At 61.1% G+C, this 14,440-nt stretch carries 8 protein-coding genes; 4 read left to right on the top strand and 4 right to left on the bottom strand.

Annotated features, from left to right (window positions below; translation table 11 throughout):
• Window positions 1–79 precede the first annotated feature (79 nt).
• A complete protein-coding gene (locus ACXX83_RS17370) occupies window positions 80–988 on the bottom strand; it encodes a DMT family transporter (RefSeq protein WP_126046903.1) in 909 nt (302 codons plus the stop codon).
• 181 nt (window positions 989–1,169) lie between these two features.
• Here ACXX83_RS17370 and aceK point away from each other — a divergent pair, with 181 nt between their 5' ends.
• The 3 genes from aceK to ACXX83_RS17355 all read left to right on the top strand — a co-directional run bounded on the left by aceK (window position 1,170) and on the right by ACXX83_RS17355 (window position 8,451).
• Window positions 1,170–2,888 carry a bifunctional isocitrate dehydrogenase kinase/phosphatase gene (aceK, locus tag ACXX83_RS17365; protein ID WP_116580286.1) on the top strand — a complete coding sequence of 573 codons (1,719 nt, stop codon included), beginning with the start codon at window positions 1,170–1,172 and terminating at the stop codon, window positions 2,886–2,888.
• Between the two features lie 188 nt (window positions 2,889–3,076).
• Window positions 3,077–6,988, top strand: coding sequence for an ATP-dependent RNA helicase HrpA (gene hrpA, locus ACXX83_RS17360; protein ID WP_458549170.1), 3,912 nt, complete (start codon window positions 3,077–3,079; stop codon window positions 6,986–6,988).
• A gap of 341 nt (window positions 6,989–7,329) precedes the next feature.
• Entirely contained in the window at window positions 7,330–8,451 is a 1,122-nt protein-coding gene (locus ACXX83_RS17355) for a beta-ketoacyl-ACP synthase III (RefSeq protein ID WP_458549169.1), read from the top strand.
• A gap of 396 nt (window positions 8,452–8,847) precedes the next feature.
• Here ACXX83_RS17355 and ACXX83_RS17350 read toward each other — a convergent pair whose 3' ends face one another.
• On the bottom strand, window positions 8,848–10,179 hold the full coding sequence (locus tag ACXX83_RS17350) for a putative porin (protein ID WP_458549168.1): 1,332 nt from the start codon (window positions 10,177–10,179) through the stop codon (window positions 8,848–8,850).
• Window positions 10,180–10,458: 279 nt separating this feature from the next.
• Here ACXX83_RS17350 and ACXX83_RS17345 point away from each other — a divergent pair, with 279 nt between their 5' ends.
• Window positions 10,459–11,583 carry a GNAT family N-acetyltransferase gene (locus ACXX83_RS17345; protein WP_458549167.1) on the top strand — a complete coding sequence of 375 codons (1,125 nt, stop codon included), beginning with the start codon at window positions 10,459–10,461 and terminating at the stop codon, window positions 11,581–11,583.
• A gap of 18 nt (window positions 11,584–11,601) precedes the next feature.
• Here the strand turns inward: ACXX83_RS17345 and aqpZ are convergent, their stop codons facing one another.
• Together aqpZ and ACXX83_RS17335 are read right to left on the bottom strand one after the other, a co-directional pair.
• Complete coding sequence (gene aqpZ, locus ACXX83_RS17340; RefSeq protein WP_015096343.1) at window positions 11,602–12,300, bottom strand: aquaporin Z; 699 nt, start codon at window positions 12,298–12,300, stop codon at window positions 11,602–11,604.
• A gap of 298 nt (window positions 12,301–12,598) precedes the next feature.
• On the bottom strand, window positions 12,599–14,431 hold the full coding sequence (locus ACXX83_RS17335; protein ID WP_458549166.1) for an ABC transporter ATP-binding protein: 1,833 nt from the start codon (window positions 14,429–14,431) through the stop codon (window positions 12,599–12,601).
• Window positions 14,432–14,440: the final 9 nt, after the last annotated feature.

Below are 14,440 nucleotides of genomic sequence, written 5' to 3'. Positions count from 1 at the left end.
AAGCCCGCTCCCACAAGGACCGCGCAAACCCTGTGGGAGCGGGCTTGCTCGCGAAGGCGTCATCGGCAACGCAACAATTCTACCGCTCAGCCACCAAGCCCGGCTTCACCGCAGCAGGCTTCAACACCAGCCACAACGCCAGCGCAATCAACACCCCACCATAGATATGCGCCATCGACAGCGGCTCATCGAGAAACAGCGCCCCCCACAACACGCCAAACAGCGGGATCAGGAAGGTCGTGGTCATCGATTTCACCGGGCCAATCGAGCTCAGCAGCCGGAAGTAAATAATGTAGGCAAACGCCGTGCAGCCCAGCCCCAATCCCAGCAACGACAGCCACACGCTCCAGCCGCCCCAGCTCGCCGGTGGCTGGCTGATCACGCTGTAGCCGAACAGCGGCAACAGGAACAAGGTCGCGCCGAGCATGCTGCCCAGTGCCGACAAACGACTATCGAGACCGCCGGCCTGATCGAGCCAGCGGCGGGCCAGGAATCCGGCAAATCCGTAGCACGTGGTGGCGAGCAGGCAGGCGACGGCCCCCATCAGCAGTGCCATATCGAACGCCACCGGACCGGCACGGGTCAGCACGCCCACGCCGAACAACCCCAGGAATACGCCGCCGAGCTTGGCGCCAGTGAGCCTTTCATGGAAAAACAGGCCGCCGATCAGCACGCCCATCAAGGGTGTCGTGGCATTGAAAATCGACGAATAACCGGCAGGCAGCACCTGCGCGGCAACGGAGTACAGGGTCGCCGGGATGCCGGAATTGATCACCCCGAGCAGCATCACGGTCTTGAGTTTGCCCTTGAAATCCCAGCTGATGCGCATCAGGCCAAGAATCACCAGCAACCCGACGGCGGCAATCGATACGCGGAAAAACGCGGTGGGCAGGGAGCCGATCACTGGGGCGATGATGCGCATGAACAGAAAACTCGCACCCCAAATGGCCGCCAGGGACAGTAAACGGAAAATATCGACGGGGTTCACAGCGCGGTCCTTCCATGATGAAGGGGCGAAAGTGTTGCTGAGTGCGTGATCGATGGCAACCGAAAACCGGGCATTGAACTCTTCAGGGCGTCGATGACGCGGCGCCTGGAAAATTACGCTTCTCCTGCACCCGCTTCACTGGCTAAGCTCAAGCCTCCCGAATTCCCGCAGAGGTCTCACCATGCCGCAGCAATGGCCAGCCGCCGACATCGCCCGCTTGATCCTCGATGGCTTTGACGATTACCGCGAGCATTTCCGGCAGATCACCGACGGTGCCCGGGCCCGCTTCGAACAGGCCCGGTGGCAAGAGACACAATCGGCGTCGGCAGCGCGGATCAATCTGTACGAAGATAAAGTCAGTGAAACGGTGGAGCGACTGCGCACCGCGTTTGACGCCGAAACCCTGGACGTCAGCTGCTGGCCACTGGTGAAAAGTGCCTACATCAGCCTGATCGACCTGCGCTTCGACGATGAATTGTCCGAGACCTGGTACAACTCGATCTTCTGCGGGCTGTTCAGCCATGACCTGATCAGCGACGGCTGCATGTTCATCCACACCACCCGGCCGAGCCTGCGCCGTGCCCGGGCCGCGCAAACCCGCACCTACAAGCCACAAGGCCAATTGTCGGCGATGCTTGCCAGCATCTTCGCCGACTACCGCTTCAGCGAGGATTACGCCGACCTGTCCGGTGACCTGAAACGCCTCGAAGCGCAATTGCGCGAGAACCTGCCGGACTGGGTGTGCAAGGACCCGGAGCTGAGCGTCGAGCTGTTTTCCTCAGTGCTGTACCGTAATAAAGGTGCGTACCTGGTGGGGCGCATCTACACCGCCGACGAGCAATGGCCGCTGGCAATTCCCTTGCTGCACCTGGAAGGTCGCGGCATCCAGATCGATGCGCTGATCACCGACGAAGCAGACGTGTCGATCATTTTCTCCTTCACCCGCTCGTATTTCATGGTGGATGTGCCGGTGCCGGCGGAGTTCATCGGCTTCCTGCGGCGCATCCTGCCGGGCAAGCACATTGCCGAGCTGTACACCTCGATCGGCTTCTACAAGCACGGCAAGTCGGAGTTCTACCGGGCGCTGATCAATCACCTGGCCAACACCGACGACCAGTTCATCATGGCCCCCGGCGTGCGCGGCATGGTCATGAGCGTGTTCACCCTGCCGGGGTTCAACACCGTGTTCAAAATCATCAAGGACCGTTTCTCGCCATCGAAAAACGTCGACCGCGCCACGGTGATCGAAAAGTACCGCCTGGTGAAAAGCGTCGACCGGGTCGGGCGCATGGCCGATACCCAGGAATTCGCCGACTTCCGTTTCCCGCTGAGCAAGTTCGACCCGGCGTGTCTGGAGGAGCTGCTGGACGTTGCGCCGTCCACGGTGTCGGTGGAAGGCGACACGGTGCTGATCCGTCACTGCTGGACCGAACGGCGCATGACTCCGCTGAACCTGTACCTGGAAAACGCCAACGAGGCGCAGGTGCGCGAAGCCCTGGAAGACTACGGCCTGGCGATCAAGCAACTGGCGGCGGCCAACATCTTTCCCGGTGACATGCTGCTGAAGAACTTTGGCGTCACCCGTCACGGCCGGGTGGTGTTCTACGACTACGACGAAATCTGCTTTCTCACCGAGGCCAACTTCCGCCACATTCCACAACCGCGCACGCCGGAAGACGAGATGGCGTCCGAACCCTGGTACTCGATCGGGCCGCTGGATGTGTTCCCGGAAGAGTTTCCGCCGTTCCTGTTTGCCGACTCGGGGCAGCGCAAGTTGTTCGATCAGTTGCATGGCGAGCTGTACAACGCCGATTACTGGAAAAGCCTGCAGGAGGCGATTCGGGCGGGGAAGGTGATTGATGTGTTTCCGTATCGGCGCAAGGGCCTCGATAACGAGTAGTTCTCTGCGGTTGCTTCGCAATCGATCGCGAGCAAGCTCGCTCCCACATTTGACCGTGGCGTGCCCCGATTTTGTGGTCGCTATAGATCCAGTGTGGGAGCGAGCCTGCTCGCGATCGGCCGCGCAGCGGTCGTAAAATCTGCGACAATCGCCACCCTGCGCCACTAGACGACTGAATTGCGTACCCGATGACCGACGAATCGCCCTCCATCGACAAACTGCTGAAAAACCTCGATCACGCCATGCTCGCCGACCGCCACCGGCTGCGGCGGCAGTTGCTTGAGCTGCGCAAGAAACCCGATGAGGCCAAACTGGGCCAGTGGGTGGCGCGCATGCAGGCGTCCTGTGACCAGGTGCTGGCGCGCCGCGCCAGCCTGCCGGTGATTCGTTACGACGACAGTTTGCCGATTGCCGCCAAGCGCGACGAAATCAAGACGGCGCTGGAAAAGCATCAGGTGCTGATCATCGCGGGCGAGACCGGCTCGGGTAAAACCACCCAGTTACCGAAGATCTGCCTGGAGATCGGTCGCGGCCAGCATGGCTTGATCGGTCACACCCAGCCACGGCGGATCGCCGCGCGCAGCGTGGCCAGCCGGGTCGCCGAAGAGCTGGGCACGCCGTTGGGCGCACTGGTCGGCTATCAGGTGCGCTTCGAGGACCAGAGCGATTCCAATACCCTGATCAAACTGATGACCGACGGCATCCTGCTGGCGGAAACCCAGAACGACCGCTATCTGGAACGCTACGACACGATCATCGTCGACGAAGCCCACGAACGCAGCCTCAACATCGACTTCCTGCTCGGCTACCTGAAAACCCTGCTGCCGCGCCGCCCGGACCTGAAGGTCATCATCACCTCGGCGACCATCGACCTTGAGCGTTTCTCCAAGCATTTCGACGATGCGCCGATTGTCGAGGTGTCCGGCCGTACGTTCCCGGTGGACACCTGGTATCGCCCGCTGACCCTGGAGCAGGACGAAGAGGGTAACCGCGTCGAGGACGACCTGACGGTGGATCAGGCGATCCTCGCCACCCTCGACGAAATCGCCGCGTATGAGCGCAGTGAACGTCGCAGTCCCGGTGACGTGCTGGTGTTCCTGCCCGGTGAACGCGAGATTCGCGACGCCGCCGACATGCTGCGCAAGGCCCAGCTCAAGCACACTGAAATCCTGCCGTTGTACGCGCGCCTGTCGCCGGCCGAGCAGCAGCGGATTTTCCAGTCGCACCCAGGGCGTCGCGTGGTGCTGGCGACCAACGTCGCGGAAACCTCGCTGACGGTGCCGGGCATCCGCTACGTGATCGACAGCGGCACCGCGCGCATCAGCCGCTACAGCTACCGGGCCAAGGTCCAGCGCCTGCCGATCGAAGCCGTTTCCCAGGCCAGCGCCAACCAGCGCAAGGGCCGTTGTGGACGGGTCGAGCCGGGTATTTGCGTGCGCCTGTACAGCGAAGAGGATTTCCTCGGTCGCCCGGAATTTACCGATCCGGAAATCCTGCGGACCAACCTCGCGGCGGTCATTTTGCAGATGTTGCACCTGCGCCTTGGTGAGGTCAGCGCGTTCCCGTTCATCGAGCCGCCGGATGGCAAGGCCATCAGCGACGGTTACAACCTGCTGCAGGAACTCTCGGCAGTGGATCGCAACAGCCAGCTGACGCCGCTCGGTCGCCAATTGGCGCGGCTGCCGGTGGACCCGCGCATGGGGCGCATGTTGCTGGAGGCGGCGAAGCTCGGCAGCTTGCAGGAAGTGCTGATCGTCGCCAGCGCCATGTCGATCCAGGACCCGCGCGAACGTCCTCCGGAGCGTCAGCAAGCGGCGGATCAGGCCCACGCCCAGTGGAAAGACGCCGACTCGGACTTCGCCGGCCTGGTCAACCTGTGGCGCGGATTTGAGGAGCAACGCCAGGCGCTGACCGCCAACCCGCTGCGCAACTGGTGCCGCAAGAATTTCCTGAATTACCTGCGCCTGCGCGAATGGCGCGACTCCCATCGCCAGTTGAGCCTGATCTGCCGCGACATGCAGCTGAGCCTCAATAAAGAGCCGGCGGATTACCCGAAACTGCACAAAGCGGTGCTGGTGGGTTTGCTCAGCCAGATCGGCCAGAAAACCGAAGAGGGCGATTACCTCGGCGCGCGTCAGCGGCGGTTCTGGATTCATCCGTCGTCGGGCATCGGCAAGAAGCGTCCGCAGTGGCTGATGACCGCCGAACTGGTGGAAACCACCAAGCTTTACGCGCGCATGGTGGCGAAGATCGACGCCGACTGGATCGAACCGCTCGCCGGGCACCTGATCAAGAAAAACCACTTCGAGCCACATTGGGAGAAGAAGCGCGGCCAGGTGGTTGCGTTCGAGCAGATCACCCTGTTCGGGTTGATCGTGGTCGGGCGGCGGCCGGTGCATTACGGCCCGGTGGACCCGGTGGTTTCGCGCGAATTGTTTATCCGCGAAGCGCTGGTGCGCGGCGAGATTCAGTCCAAAGCCAAGTGTTTGACCGCCAACAAACAGTTGCTGGAACAACTCGACGAACTGGAAGCCAAGGCCCGCCGTCGCGACATCCTGGCGGATGAAGAAACTCTGTACGCCTTCTACGACGCGCGCCTGCCGGCGGAGATTCATCAGACCGCGACCTTCGACAGCTGGTACCGGATCAACAGTCAGAAAGATCCGCAGCTGTTGATCATGCGCGAAGAAGACGTGCTGGCCCGTGAAGCCAGCGAGGTCACCGCACAGCATTACCCGGATACGCTGCACATCGGCGATCTGGAGTTGGCCCTCAGCTACCACTTCGAGCCCAACCATCCACGGGACGGCGTGACCCTGCGCGTGCCGGCACCGCTGTTGCCGATGCTGCCGCCGGAGCGCCTGGAATGGCTGGTGCCGGGTGTCATCGAAGCCAAGTGCATTGCCCTGGTGCGCAACCTGCCCAAGGCCCTGCGCAAAAACTTCGTGCCGGTGCCGGACTTCGTCAAGGCCGCCCTGCAGCGCATGACCTTTGCCGAGGGCTCGCTGCCCCAGGCCCTGGGTCGTGAGTTGCTGCGCATGACCGGAGCGCGGGTCAGTGATGAAGCCTGGGCCGAGGCGGCACAGCAAATCGAAAGCCATCTGCGGATGAACCTGGAAATCGTCGACGGGCAGGGCAAGTTCCTCGGTGAAGGGCGTGATCTGGCCGAGTTGACGGCGCGTTTCGCCGAGGCCAGCCAGGCCGCATTGGCGGTGCCGCAAACCGCGAAGAGCCAGCAGCCGGTGGAGCCGAAAGTCTTCGCCGCGGTGGCCGAGAAAACCCAGCAGAAGATCGCCGGGCTGTCGATGACGGTCTATCCGGCACTGGTGGAAGAAGCCGGCACGGTCAAGGAAGGGCGTTTCTCGACGCCGGCCGAGGCCGAGTTCCAGCATCGCCGTGCCCTGCAACGCCTGCTGATGCAGCAACTGGCCGAGTCGGCGAAATTCCTCCGTGGCAAGTTGCCGGGCCTGACCGAGCTGGGCCTGCTGTACCGCGACATGGGGCGTGTCGATGCGCTGGTGGAAGACATTCTGCTGGCCAGCCTCGACAGCTGCATTCTCGAAGGTGAAGACCCGCTGCCACGCGATGGCGCCGGATTGGCGTCGCTGGCCGAACGCAAGCGTGGTGCCTGGACCGAGCACGCCGAGCGCATGGCGAAGCTGACCCTGGAAATCCTCAAACTCTGGCATGGCCTGCAAAAACGCTTCAAGGGAAAGATCGACCTGGCGCAGGCCGTGGCCCTGAACGACATCAAGCAGCAGCTCAGCCACCTGGTCTATCCGGGGTTTGTCCGGGAAACACCGATGCAGTGGCTCAAGGAGTTGCCGCGTTACCTCAAGGCCATTGAGCAGCGCTTCGAAAAAATCGCTGCCCAGGTGCAGCGCGACCGGGTCTGGAGCGGCGAATTGAGCGGCCTGTGGACGCAATACCAGACTCGCGCCAGCAAACATGCCCAGGAAGGCAAGCGCGATCCGCAGCTGGAGTTGTATCGCTGGTGGCTGGAGGAATACCGGGTTTCGCTGTTTGCGCAACAACTGGGAACCAAGGTGCCGATCTCCGACAAGCGCCTGAGCAAGCAGTGGAGCCAGGTCGAACCCTAGACCTGAGACCACTGCAATACCCTGTGGGAGCGAGCTTGCTCGCGATGGGGGCATCACATTCAACATCTATGTTGCCTGTCAGGCCGTAATCGCGAGCAAGCTCGCTCCCACAGTTTTGCATGGCCCGCAGGTAGGGTTCATCCAGCAAAAAGGCGCCAAAACCCAAGGTTTATGGCAAACTTCGCGACCATAAACGCCGGTTTCGCGACCTAGAGCCTTCGGCCAGGTCACGTCACGGAATAAAGCGATGCCAGGTTTGCGTCCCCGGACGGGAATAGACCCTTTGTGTGTTGGTACGACGGTACCAATACTTTCTGCCTGAACAGATTAGAGACACGACCATGCATAACGTCGTCATCAGTGGCACCGGCCTGTACACCCCGGCCAACAGCATTTCCAATGAAGAGCTGGTCCAGTCTTTCAATACTTACGTCGCGCAATTCAACGCCGACAATGCCGACGCCATCGCACACGGTGAAGTGCAGGCGTTGACCGAGTCCAGCGCCGCATTCATCGAAAAAGCCTCCGGCATCAAGAGCCGCTTTGTCATGGACAAGGACGGCATTCTCGACCCGCAGCGCATGGCCCCGCGCCTGCCGGAGCGCTCCAACGACGAATGGTCGGTGCTTTGCCAGATGGCCATCGGCGCGGCCGAACAAGCCCTGCAGCGTGCCGGCAAGACCGCAGCGGACATCGACGGCGTGATCGTCGCCTGCTCCAACCTGCAACGTGCCTACCCGGCCATTGCCATCGAAGTCCAGGAAGCGCTGGGCATCCAGGGTTTCGGTTTCGACATGAACGTGGCGTGCTCCTCGGCGACCTTTGGTATCCAGACTGCCGCCAACAGCGTGCAACTGGGCCAGGCCCGCGCGGTCCTGATGGTCAACCCGGAAGTCTGCACCGGCCACCTGAACTTCCGTGACCGCGACAGCCACTTCATCTTCGGCGATGCCGCCACCGCGGTGATCATCGAGCGTGCCGACCTGGCGACGTCCCCGTACCAGTTCGACGTCGTCAGCACCAAGCTGCTGACCAAGTTCTCCAACAACATCCGCAACAACTTCGGCTTCCTCAACCGCGCGGCGCAAGAGGGCATCGGCGCCAAGGACAAACTGTTCGTGCAGGAAGGCCGCAAGGTGTTCAAGGAAGTCTGCCCGATGGTGGCCGAGCTGATCGCTGAGCATCTGCAACAGAACCAGCTCAACATCAGCGACGTGAAGCGCTTCTGGCTGCACCAGGCCAACCTCAGCATGAACCACCTGATCGTCAAGAAACTGCTGGGCCGCGATGCGACCGAACAGGAAGCCCCGGTGATTCTCGACACCTACGCCAACACCAGTTCCGCCGGTTCCGTGATTGCGTTCCACAAGAACCAGGACGATCTGGCCGCCGGTTCGCTGGCCGTGCTCAGCTCGTTCGGCGCCGGTTACTCGATTGGTAGCGTGTTGCTGCGCAAGCGCTGATACTGCGGCTAAAAAGATCGCAGCCTGCGGCAGCTCCTACGGTTTCAACGTGACATCGCGATGAATCCGGTCCTGTAGGAGCTGCCGAAGGCTGCGATTTTTTTGCGGGGAGTTTTTGTCTTGAGGGCTTTTGTGGCGAGGGGGCTTGCCCCCGTTCGGCGACGAAGTCGTCGTAAAACAGGCAGAGGCGGTATGTCTGTCAAATCGCGGTGGCTGGTTCCGGGACCGCTTCGCAGTCCAGCGCGAGCAAGCTCGCTCGCCACATCAAGCTGATTCGAAGGGGGGAGAGAAAACAGTCTCGCGTTGATGCATCGGAGGATGATGGGGACCGATACATCAACGCCAGGCTGTAAAAGGGGCCCGGGCTTCCTTGCCCGAGTCGTGTAGCGGGGTGAATCAGAACTTGGCTTCGGCATCCAGTTGCAGGGTGTTGATGTCCGAATCCTTCTTGTTGATGTTGGCGTTGGTCTGATCCGAGGTCGCCATGTAGTAGGTCGCGCCCAGGGCAAAGTTCTTGTCCAGGTCGTAGCTCACTTTCAGCTTGCTGCCGCGCGAACCGGTGAAGCCGTTGGCGAAGTCGGAGTCGGTGAAGGCGCCCACCACAGAGTTACGCTGCACGTCGCGGTAGTTGTAGTCCACGTTGAAGCCGTAGAGCTTGGACTTCACACCGGCCAGCCAGCCAGTGTCCTGGTCGTTGCTGGCATCGGCGTTGTTCACGTACTGACCGTAGATCGACAGCGGAACCGGCAGGTTGCTGAAGTCCAGCTGACCAAAGCCTTCGTACAGTTTGAACTGTTCGCCCGGGCTGTTGCCGTTGACGGCCAGTGCGCATGGCGTAGTAACGGTACCCGAGGTCGGGCAGGCGCTGCTGTCATCGTTGTCGTAGGCATAGAGACTGCCGCCCAAGGTCATTTTCATGCTGTCGGTGATGGCGAAGCGCGCACCCAACTGGCCGGCGTACAGACGCAGGTCGTGCTTGAATTGCACGCCTTCGCCGTCGACGTTGTCCTTGAGGGTGTAGTGACCGGCGCTACCGAACAGCTCGGTGCGGCCGCTCAACGGGTATTTGTAGGTGACGGCCAGACCTTCCGGGTTGATGTCGCTATCCCAGATGATGTCGCCCATGCTCACCCATTGTTGTGGCATCTTGCCGCCAACCAGGTGCAGGTTCTTGATCGCATCCGGGTGGTAGTCGATGTAACCCTGATCCAGCCAGATCTGCTTCTTGTCGAAGTAGTTGTTCAGGTCCTGGTTGGTCGAGCGAGCGTCGTCGTTGCTGCCGGTGGCGATACGGATGCCAGTGTCGACCTGCGAGTTGATTTCGCTGTAGGCACCCAGGCGGGCACGAATGCGCTGACGATCCTGGTCCTTGTTGTTTGGCACGCCATCGTTGTGGACGTTTTCCTGACGAAAGCGCACATCGCCCTTGAACTGGGTCTTTGCCGCCCATGCAAGCTTCTGGTCGAAGGCGCTCAGTGTGTCGGTTTTCTTCGCGGTGGCCGCGATTTGCTCGTTGGTCTCTTGCTGAGCCTGACGGGCAATCTGCTGTTCTTTCTGATCCCTGGCCAGCTCGGCTTGCAATTCGCTGTACTGCGCGTTGGTGATCGAGCCGTTAGCCTTGAGCATGTCGAGCAGTTTGGCGTCGACTGCGGCACTGGCCGGAACACTCATGGCCAGCAACAGGCCACCGCACAAGGCCGCCGCAGTTTTCGTGGAAGCAAGACGCATATCAATCTCCGAAGATGAGAGGGGATGACAGAGCCATCCGGGACACAACCGACCGTAAGGGCGGAAAACTGTGGCCGGGTATAACCCGGCGCTCTAAAAACAGGCGCCATTATTGCGATGGTTTATTACAGAGCAGTGGCAATGTGATGTCGTGTCGATGACGATACAAAGCTGCCGTGAACTATTGAGTTAGAGCACTGTCGTCGCTTTGCCCGTGTGCAATGTGGAGCGATAGGCGATACTCGCGGGGCTTTCACGCCACGAAGAGTGAGGATGGTGATGCCGTTGCAACGCCTGCAAAAACTGTCAGAAATCGCCCCGCAGACCTGGGATGCAATGGTGCCGGAGAGTCAGCCTTTTCTGCGTCACGCTTTTTTGAGCGCACTGGAAGACAGCGGCAGTGTCGGCCCCCATTCCGGCTGGCAGCCCGAGCATCTGCTGCACGTTGAAGGTGATCGCCTGATCGCCGCGCTGCCCGGTTATCGCAAGTGGCATTCCTACGGCGAGTACGTGTTCGATCACGCGTGGGCCGATGCCTGCGAACGCGCCGGCATCGATTACTACCCCAAGCTGTTGACCGCGGTGCCGTTCAGTCCTGTCGCCGGGCCGCGACTGTTGGCAGCCACGGTCGAAGACGGTTTCGAACTGTTGAAAAGCCTGCCGGGCTATCTTGAACTCGAAGGGCTTTCCAGCGCCCACATCAATTTCACCGATCCATTCACCGATGCGGCATTGAGCGAGCAGCCCGGCTGGTTGCAGCGCGTTGGCTGTCAGTATCACTGGCAGAATCGCGGTTATCGGGATTTCCAGGACTTCCTCGACGTGCTCAGTTCGCGCAAGCGCAAACAGATGCGTAAGGAGCGCGAGCAGGTGGCCGGGCAGGGTTTCGAGTTCGAATGGCTAGAGGGGCGGGAGTTGAGTCAGGCGCAATGGGATTTCGTCTATGCCTGCTACGCCAATACCTACGCGGTGCGCCGGCAAAGGCCGTATCTGACGCGGGAGTTTTTCAGTCTGTTGGCCGAACGCATGCCGGAGTCGATTCGCGTGGTGCTGGCCAGGCAGGGGTCACGGCCGGTGGCGATGGCGTTCAGTCTGGTGGGGGGCGACAGCTTTTATGGCCGTTACTGGGGATGCCTGGCGGAGTTCGATCGCCTGCATTTCGAGACCTGTTTCTACCAGGGGATGGACTACGCCATCGCCAACGGTTTCCAGCGTTTCGATGCCGGTGCGCAAGGCGAGCACAAACTGATTCGTGGATTCGAGCCCGTCATCACCCATTCCTGGCACTACCTGCGGCATCCGGGGTTGAAGGCGGCGGTGAAAGACTTTCTGGAGCAGGAGCGGCTGGGGGTGCTGGCTTATGCTGAGGATGCAAAGTCAGCCTTGCCTTATCGACAAGGCTGATCTTCACCCTATGACGTGTCAGTTGTCTTCCTTACCCAGCCAGCGATACAGCACACCGCCGGCGACTGCGCCGAGTAGTGGTGCGACCCAGAACATCCACAGTTGTTGAATCGCCCAGCCGCCGACGATCAGCGCCGGGCCGGTGCTGCGCGCCGGGTTGACCGAGGTGTTGGTGACCGGGATCGAGATCAGGTGGATCAGCGTCAGCCCCAGGCCGATGGCAATCGGCGCCAGTCCTGCCGGTGCACGTTTATCGGTGGCGCCGAGGATGATCAGGATGAACATCGCGGTCATCACCAGTTCACAGACAAACCCTGCCGCCATTGAATAGCCGCCAGGCGAGTGTTCGCCGTAGCCGTTGGACGCCAGGCCTCCCGCCAGTTCGAAACCGGGTTTGCCGCTGGCAATGAAGTACAGCAGGGCGGCTGCAATCACGCCGCCAATGACCTGGGCGATGATGTAGGCCGGCAATTCCTTCGCCGGAAACCGCCCACCGACCACCAGACCGAGGGATACCGCAGGATTGAGATGACAGCCGGAAATATGGCCGATGGCGAAGGCCATGGTCAGTACGGTCAGGCCAAACGCGAAGGACACCCCGAGCAAGCCGATCCCCACCTCTGGAAAAGCCGCCGCCAACACCGCACTGCCGCAACCACCCAATACCAGCCAGAACGTACCTACCAACTCAGTCGCCGAACGTTTTAACAGAGACATAAGAGAGTGCCCTTTCGAGATTATGCTGCCTTGAGCATCCAGCCGATGGACTGCAGAACCACCTCCAGAACGTTGAAGTGAGTACAGCACGGTTTTTTCAGAATTCCAGCAGGCATGAAAAACCGCCAGGCCCCGTGTTTGACAGGGCCTGGCGGTTTTTCAATCTTCGGTATAACGCTTATCCCTGTGGGAGCGAGCTTGCTCGCGATAGCGGTGGATCAGACGCCATTTCTGTCGACTGACACTCCGTCATCGCGAGCAAGCTCGCTCCCACAGGGGCGGTGTGTTGTTCCGGGACTCAATCGATCCCGACAAACCCGCCGGTCTGGTGTTGCCACAACCGCGCATACAAGCCTCCATGGGCGAGCAATTCGGCGTGGGTTCCGGTTTCGGCGATCTTGCCGTTTTCCAGCACCACCAGCCGGTCCATCCGGGCGATGGTCGAGAGCCGGTGAGCGATGGCGATCACGGTCTTGCCCTGCATCAGGGTTTCGAGACTTTCCTGGATCGCCGCTTCGACTTCCGAATCCAGCGCCGAGGTGGCCTCGTCCATGATCAGGATCGGCGCGTCCTTGAGCAACACACGGGCAATGGCGATGCGCTGGCGCTGGCCGCCGGAAAGTTTCACCCCGCGCTCACCGACATGGGCATCGAAACCGGTACGGCCTTCGGCGTCGGACAGCAAAGGAATGAAACCGTCAGCCCGGGCCTTGTGCACCGCTTCCCAGAGTTGGGCATCGGTGGCGTCGGGTTTGCCGTACAGCAGGTTGTCACGGATCGAGCGGTGCAGCAGCGAGGTGTCCTGGGTGATCATGCCGATGCGTTCGCGCAGGCTTTCCTGGCTGACGTCGGCGATGTTCTGGCCGTCGATCAGGATGCGTCCGCCTTCGACGTCGTACAGGCGCAGCAGCAGGTTGACCAAGGTCGATTTGCCCGCGCCGGACGGGCCGATCAGGCCGATTTTCTCGCCAGCCTTGATGGTCAGGTTGAGGCCGCCGATGATCCCGCTCTTCTTGCCGTAGTGGAAGTCCACTTGCTCGAAACGCACTTCGCCACGGGCCACCGCCAGGGGTTTGGCCTGGTCGCGGTCGGTGACGCTGACCGGTTGCGAAATGGTCTGCAGGCCATCCTGCACCATGCCGATGTTTTCGAAGATGCCGGTCACCACCCACATGATCCAGCCGGACATGTTGACGATGCGGATCACCAGGCCGGTGGCCAGGGCGATTGCCCCGACGCTGATCAGCGACTGCGTCCACAGCCACAGGGCCAGGCCGGTGGTGCAGACGATCAGCAGGCCGTTCATGCTGGTGATGACCACGTCCATGCTGGTGACCACGCGGCCGGCCAGTTGGGCTTTTTCGGTCTGTTCCTTGATCGCTTCGCGGGCGTATTGCTGCTCGAAGTGGGTGTGGGCGAATAGCTTCAGGGTGGTGATGTTGGTGTAGCCGTCGACAATGCGCCCCATGAGTTTGGAGCGCGCATCGGACGCCACCACCGAGCGATCCTTGACCCGTGGCACGAAGTACCAGAGGGCGCCGATGAAGGCGAAGATCCACGTCAGCAGCGGAATTATCAGGCGCCAGTCGGCTTCGGCGAACAGCACCAGCGAACTGATGGCGTAGATCAGCACATGCCACAACGCATCCACCGCTTGCACGGCGGAGTCACGCAGTGAGTTGCCGGTTTGCATGATGCGCTGGGCGATGCGCCCGGCGAAGTCGTTCTGGAAGAAGTTCAGGCTCTGCTTGAGCACGTAGCTGTGGTTCTGCCAGCGGATCATGCTGGTCATGCTGGGGCTGAGGGTCTGGTGCACCAGCAGGTCATGCAGGCCCACGAATATGGGGCGCAGCACCAGCGCCACCACCACCATCCAGGTCAGTTCGAGGGCGTGCTCGCGAAACAGATTGACGTTCGGCGAGCCTTGGGCCAGGTCGATGATGCGGCTCAGGTAGCTGAACAGCGCCACCTCGATCAATGCACCAATCAGGCCGACGATCAACAGGGCGGCGAAACTCGGCCAGACCTGTTTGAGGTAATAGGTATAAAAAGGGAATACACGATCCGGCGGGGACGCCGTCGGTGCTTCACGGAAAACGTCGATCAGTTTTTCAAAGCGGCGATAAAGCATGGGTCATTC

It is taken from the genome of Pseudomonas sp. GNP012 (genome assembly GCF_054343835.1).
Note: the sequence above shows the minus strand (reverse complement) of the source record. Positions and strands in the feature narration are given on the sequence as shown.

Bases quoted from the DNA above. Each gene is read 5' to 3' on its own strand.
- aceK (WP_116580286.1), top strand. From the start codon at position 1,170: ATGCCGCAGCAATGGCCAGCCGCCGACATCGCCCGCTTGATCCTCGAT.
- ACXX83_RS17350 (WP_458549168.1), bottom strand. From the start codon at position 10,179: ATGCGTCTTGCTTCCACGAAAACTGCGGCGGCCTTGTGCGGTGGCCTG.
- ACXX83_RS17335 (WP_458549166.1), bottom strand. From the start codon at position 14,431: ATGCTTTATCGCCGCTTTGAAAAACTGATCGACGTTTTCCGTGAAGCA.
- aqpZ (WP_015096343.1), bottom strand. From the start codon at position 12,300: ATGTCTCTGTTAAAACGTTCGGCGACTGAGTTGGTAGGTACGTTCTGG.
- ACXX83_RS17355 (WP_458549169.1), top strand. From the start codon at position 7,330: ATGCATAACGTCGTCATCAGTGGCACCGGCCTGTACACCCCGGCCAAC.
- hrpA (WP_458549170.1), top strand. From the start codon at position 3,077: ATGACCGACGAATCGCCCTCCATCGACAAACTGCTGAAAAACCTCGAT.
- ACXX83_RS17345 (WP_458549167.1), top strand. From the start codon at position 10,459: ATGCCGTTGCAACGCCTGCAAAAACTGTCAGAAATCGCCCCGCAGACC.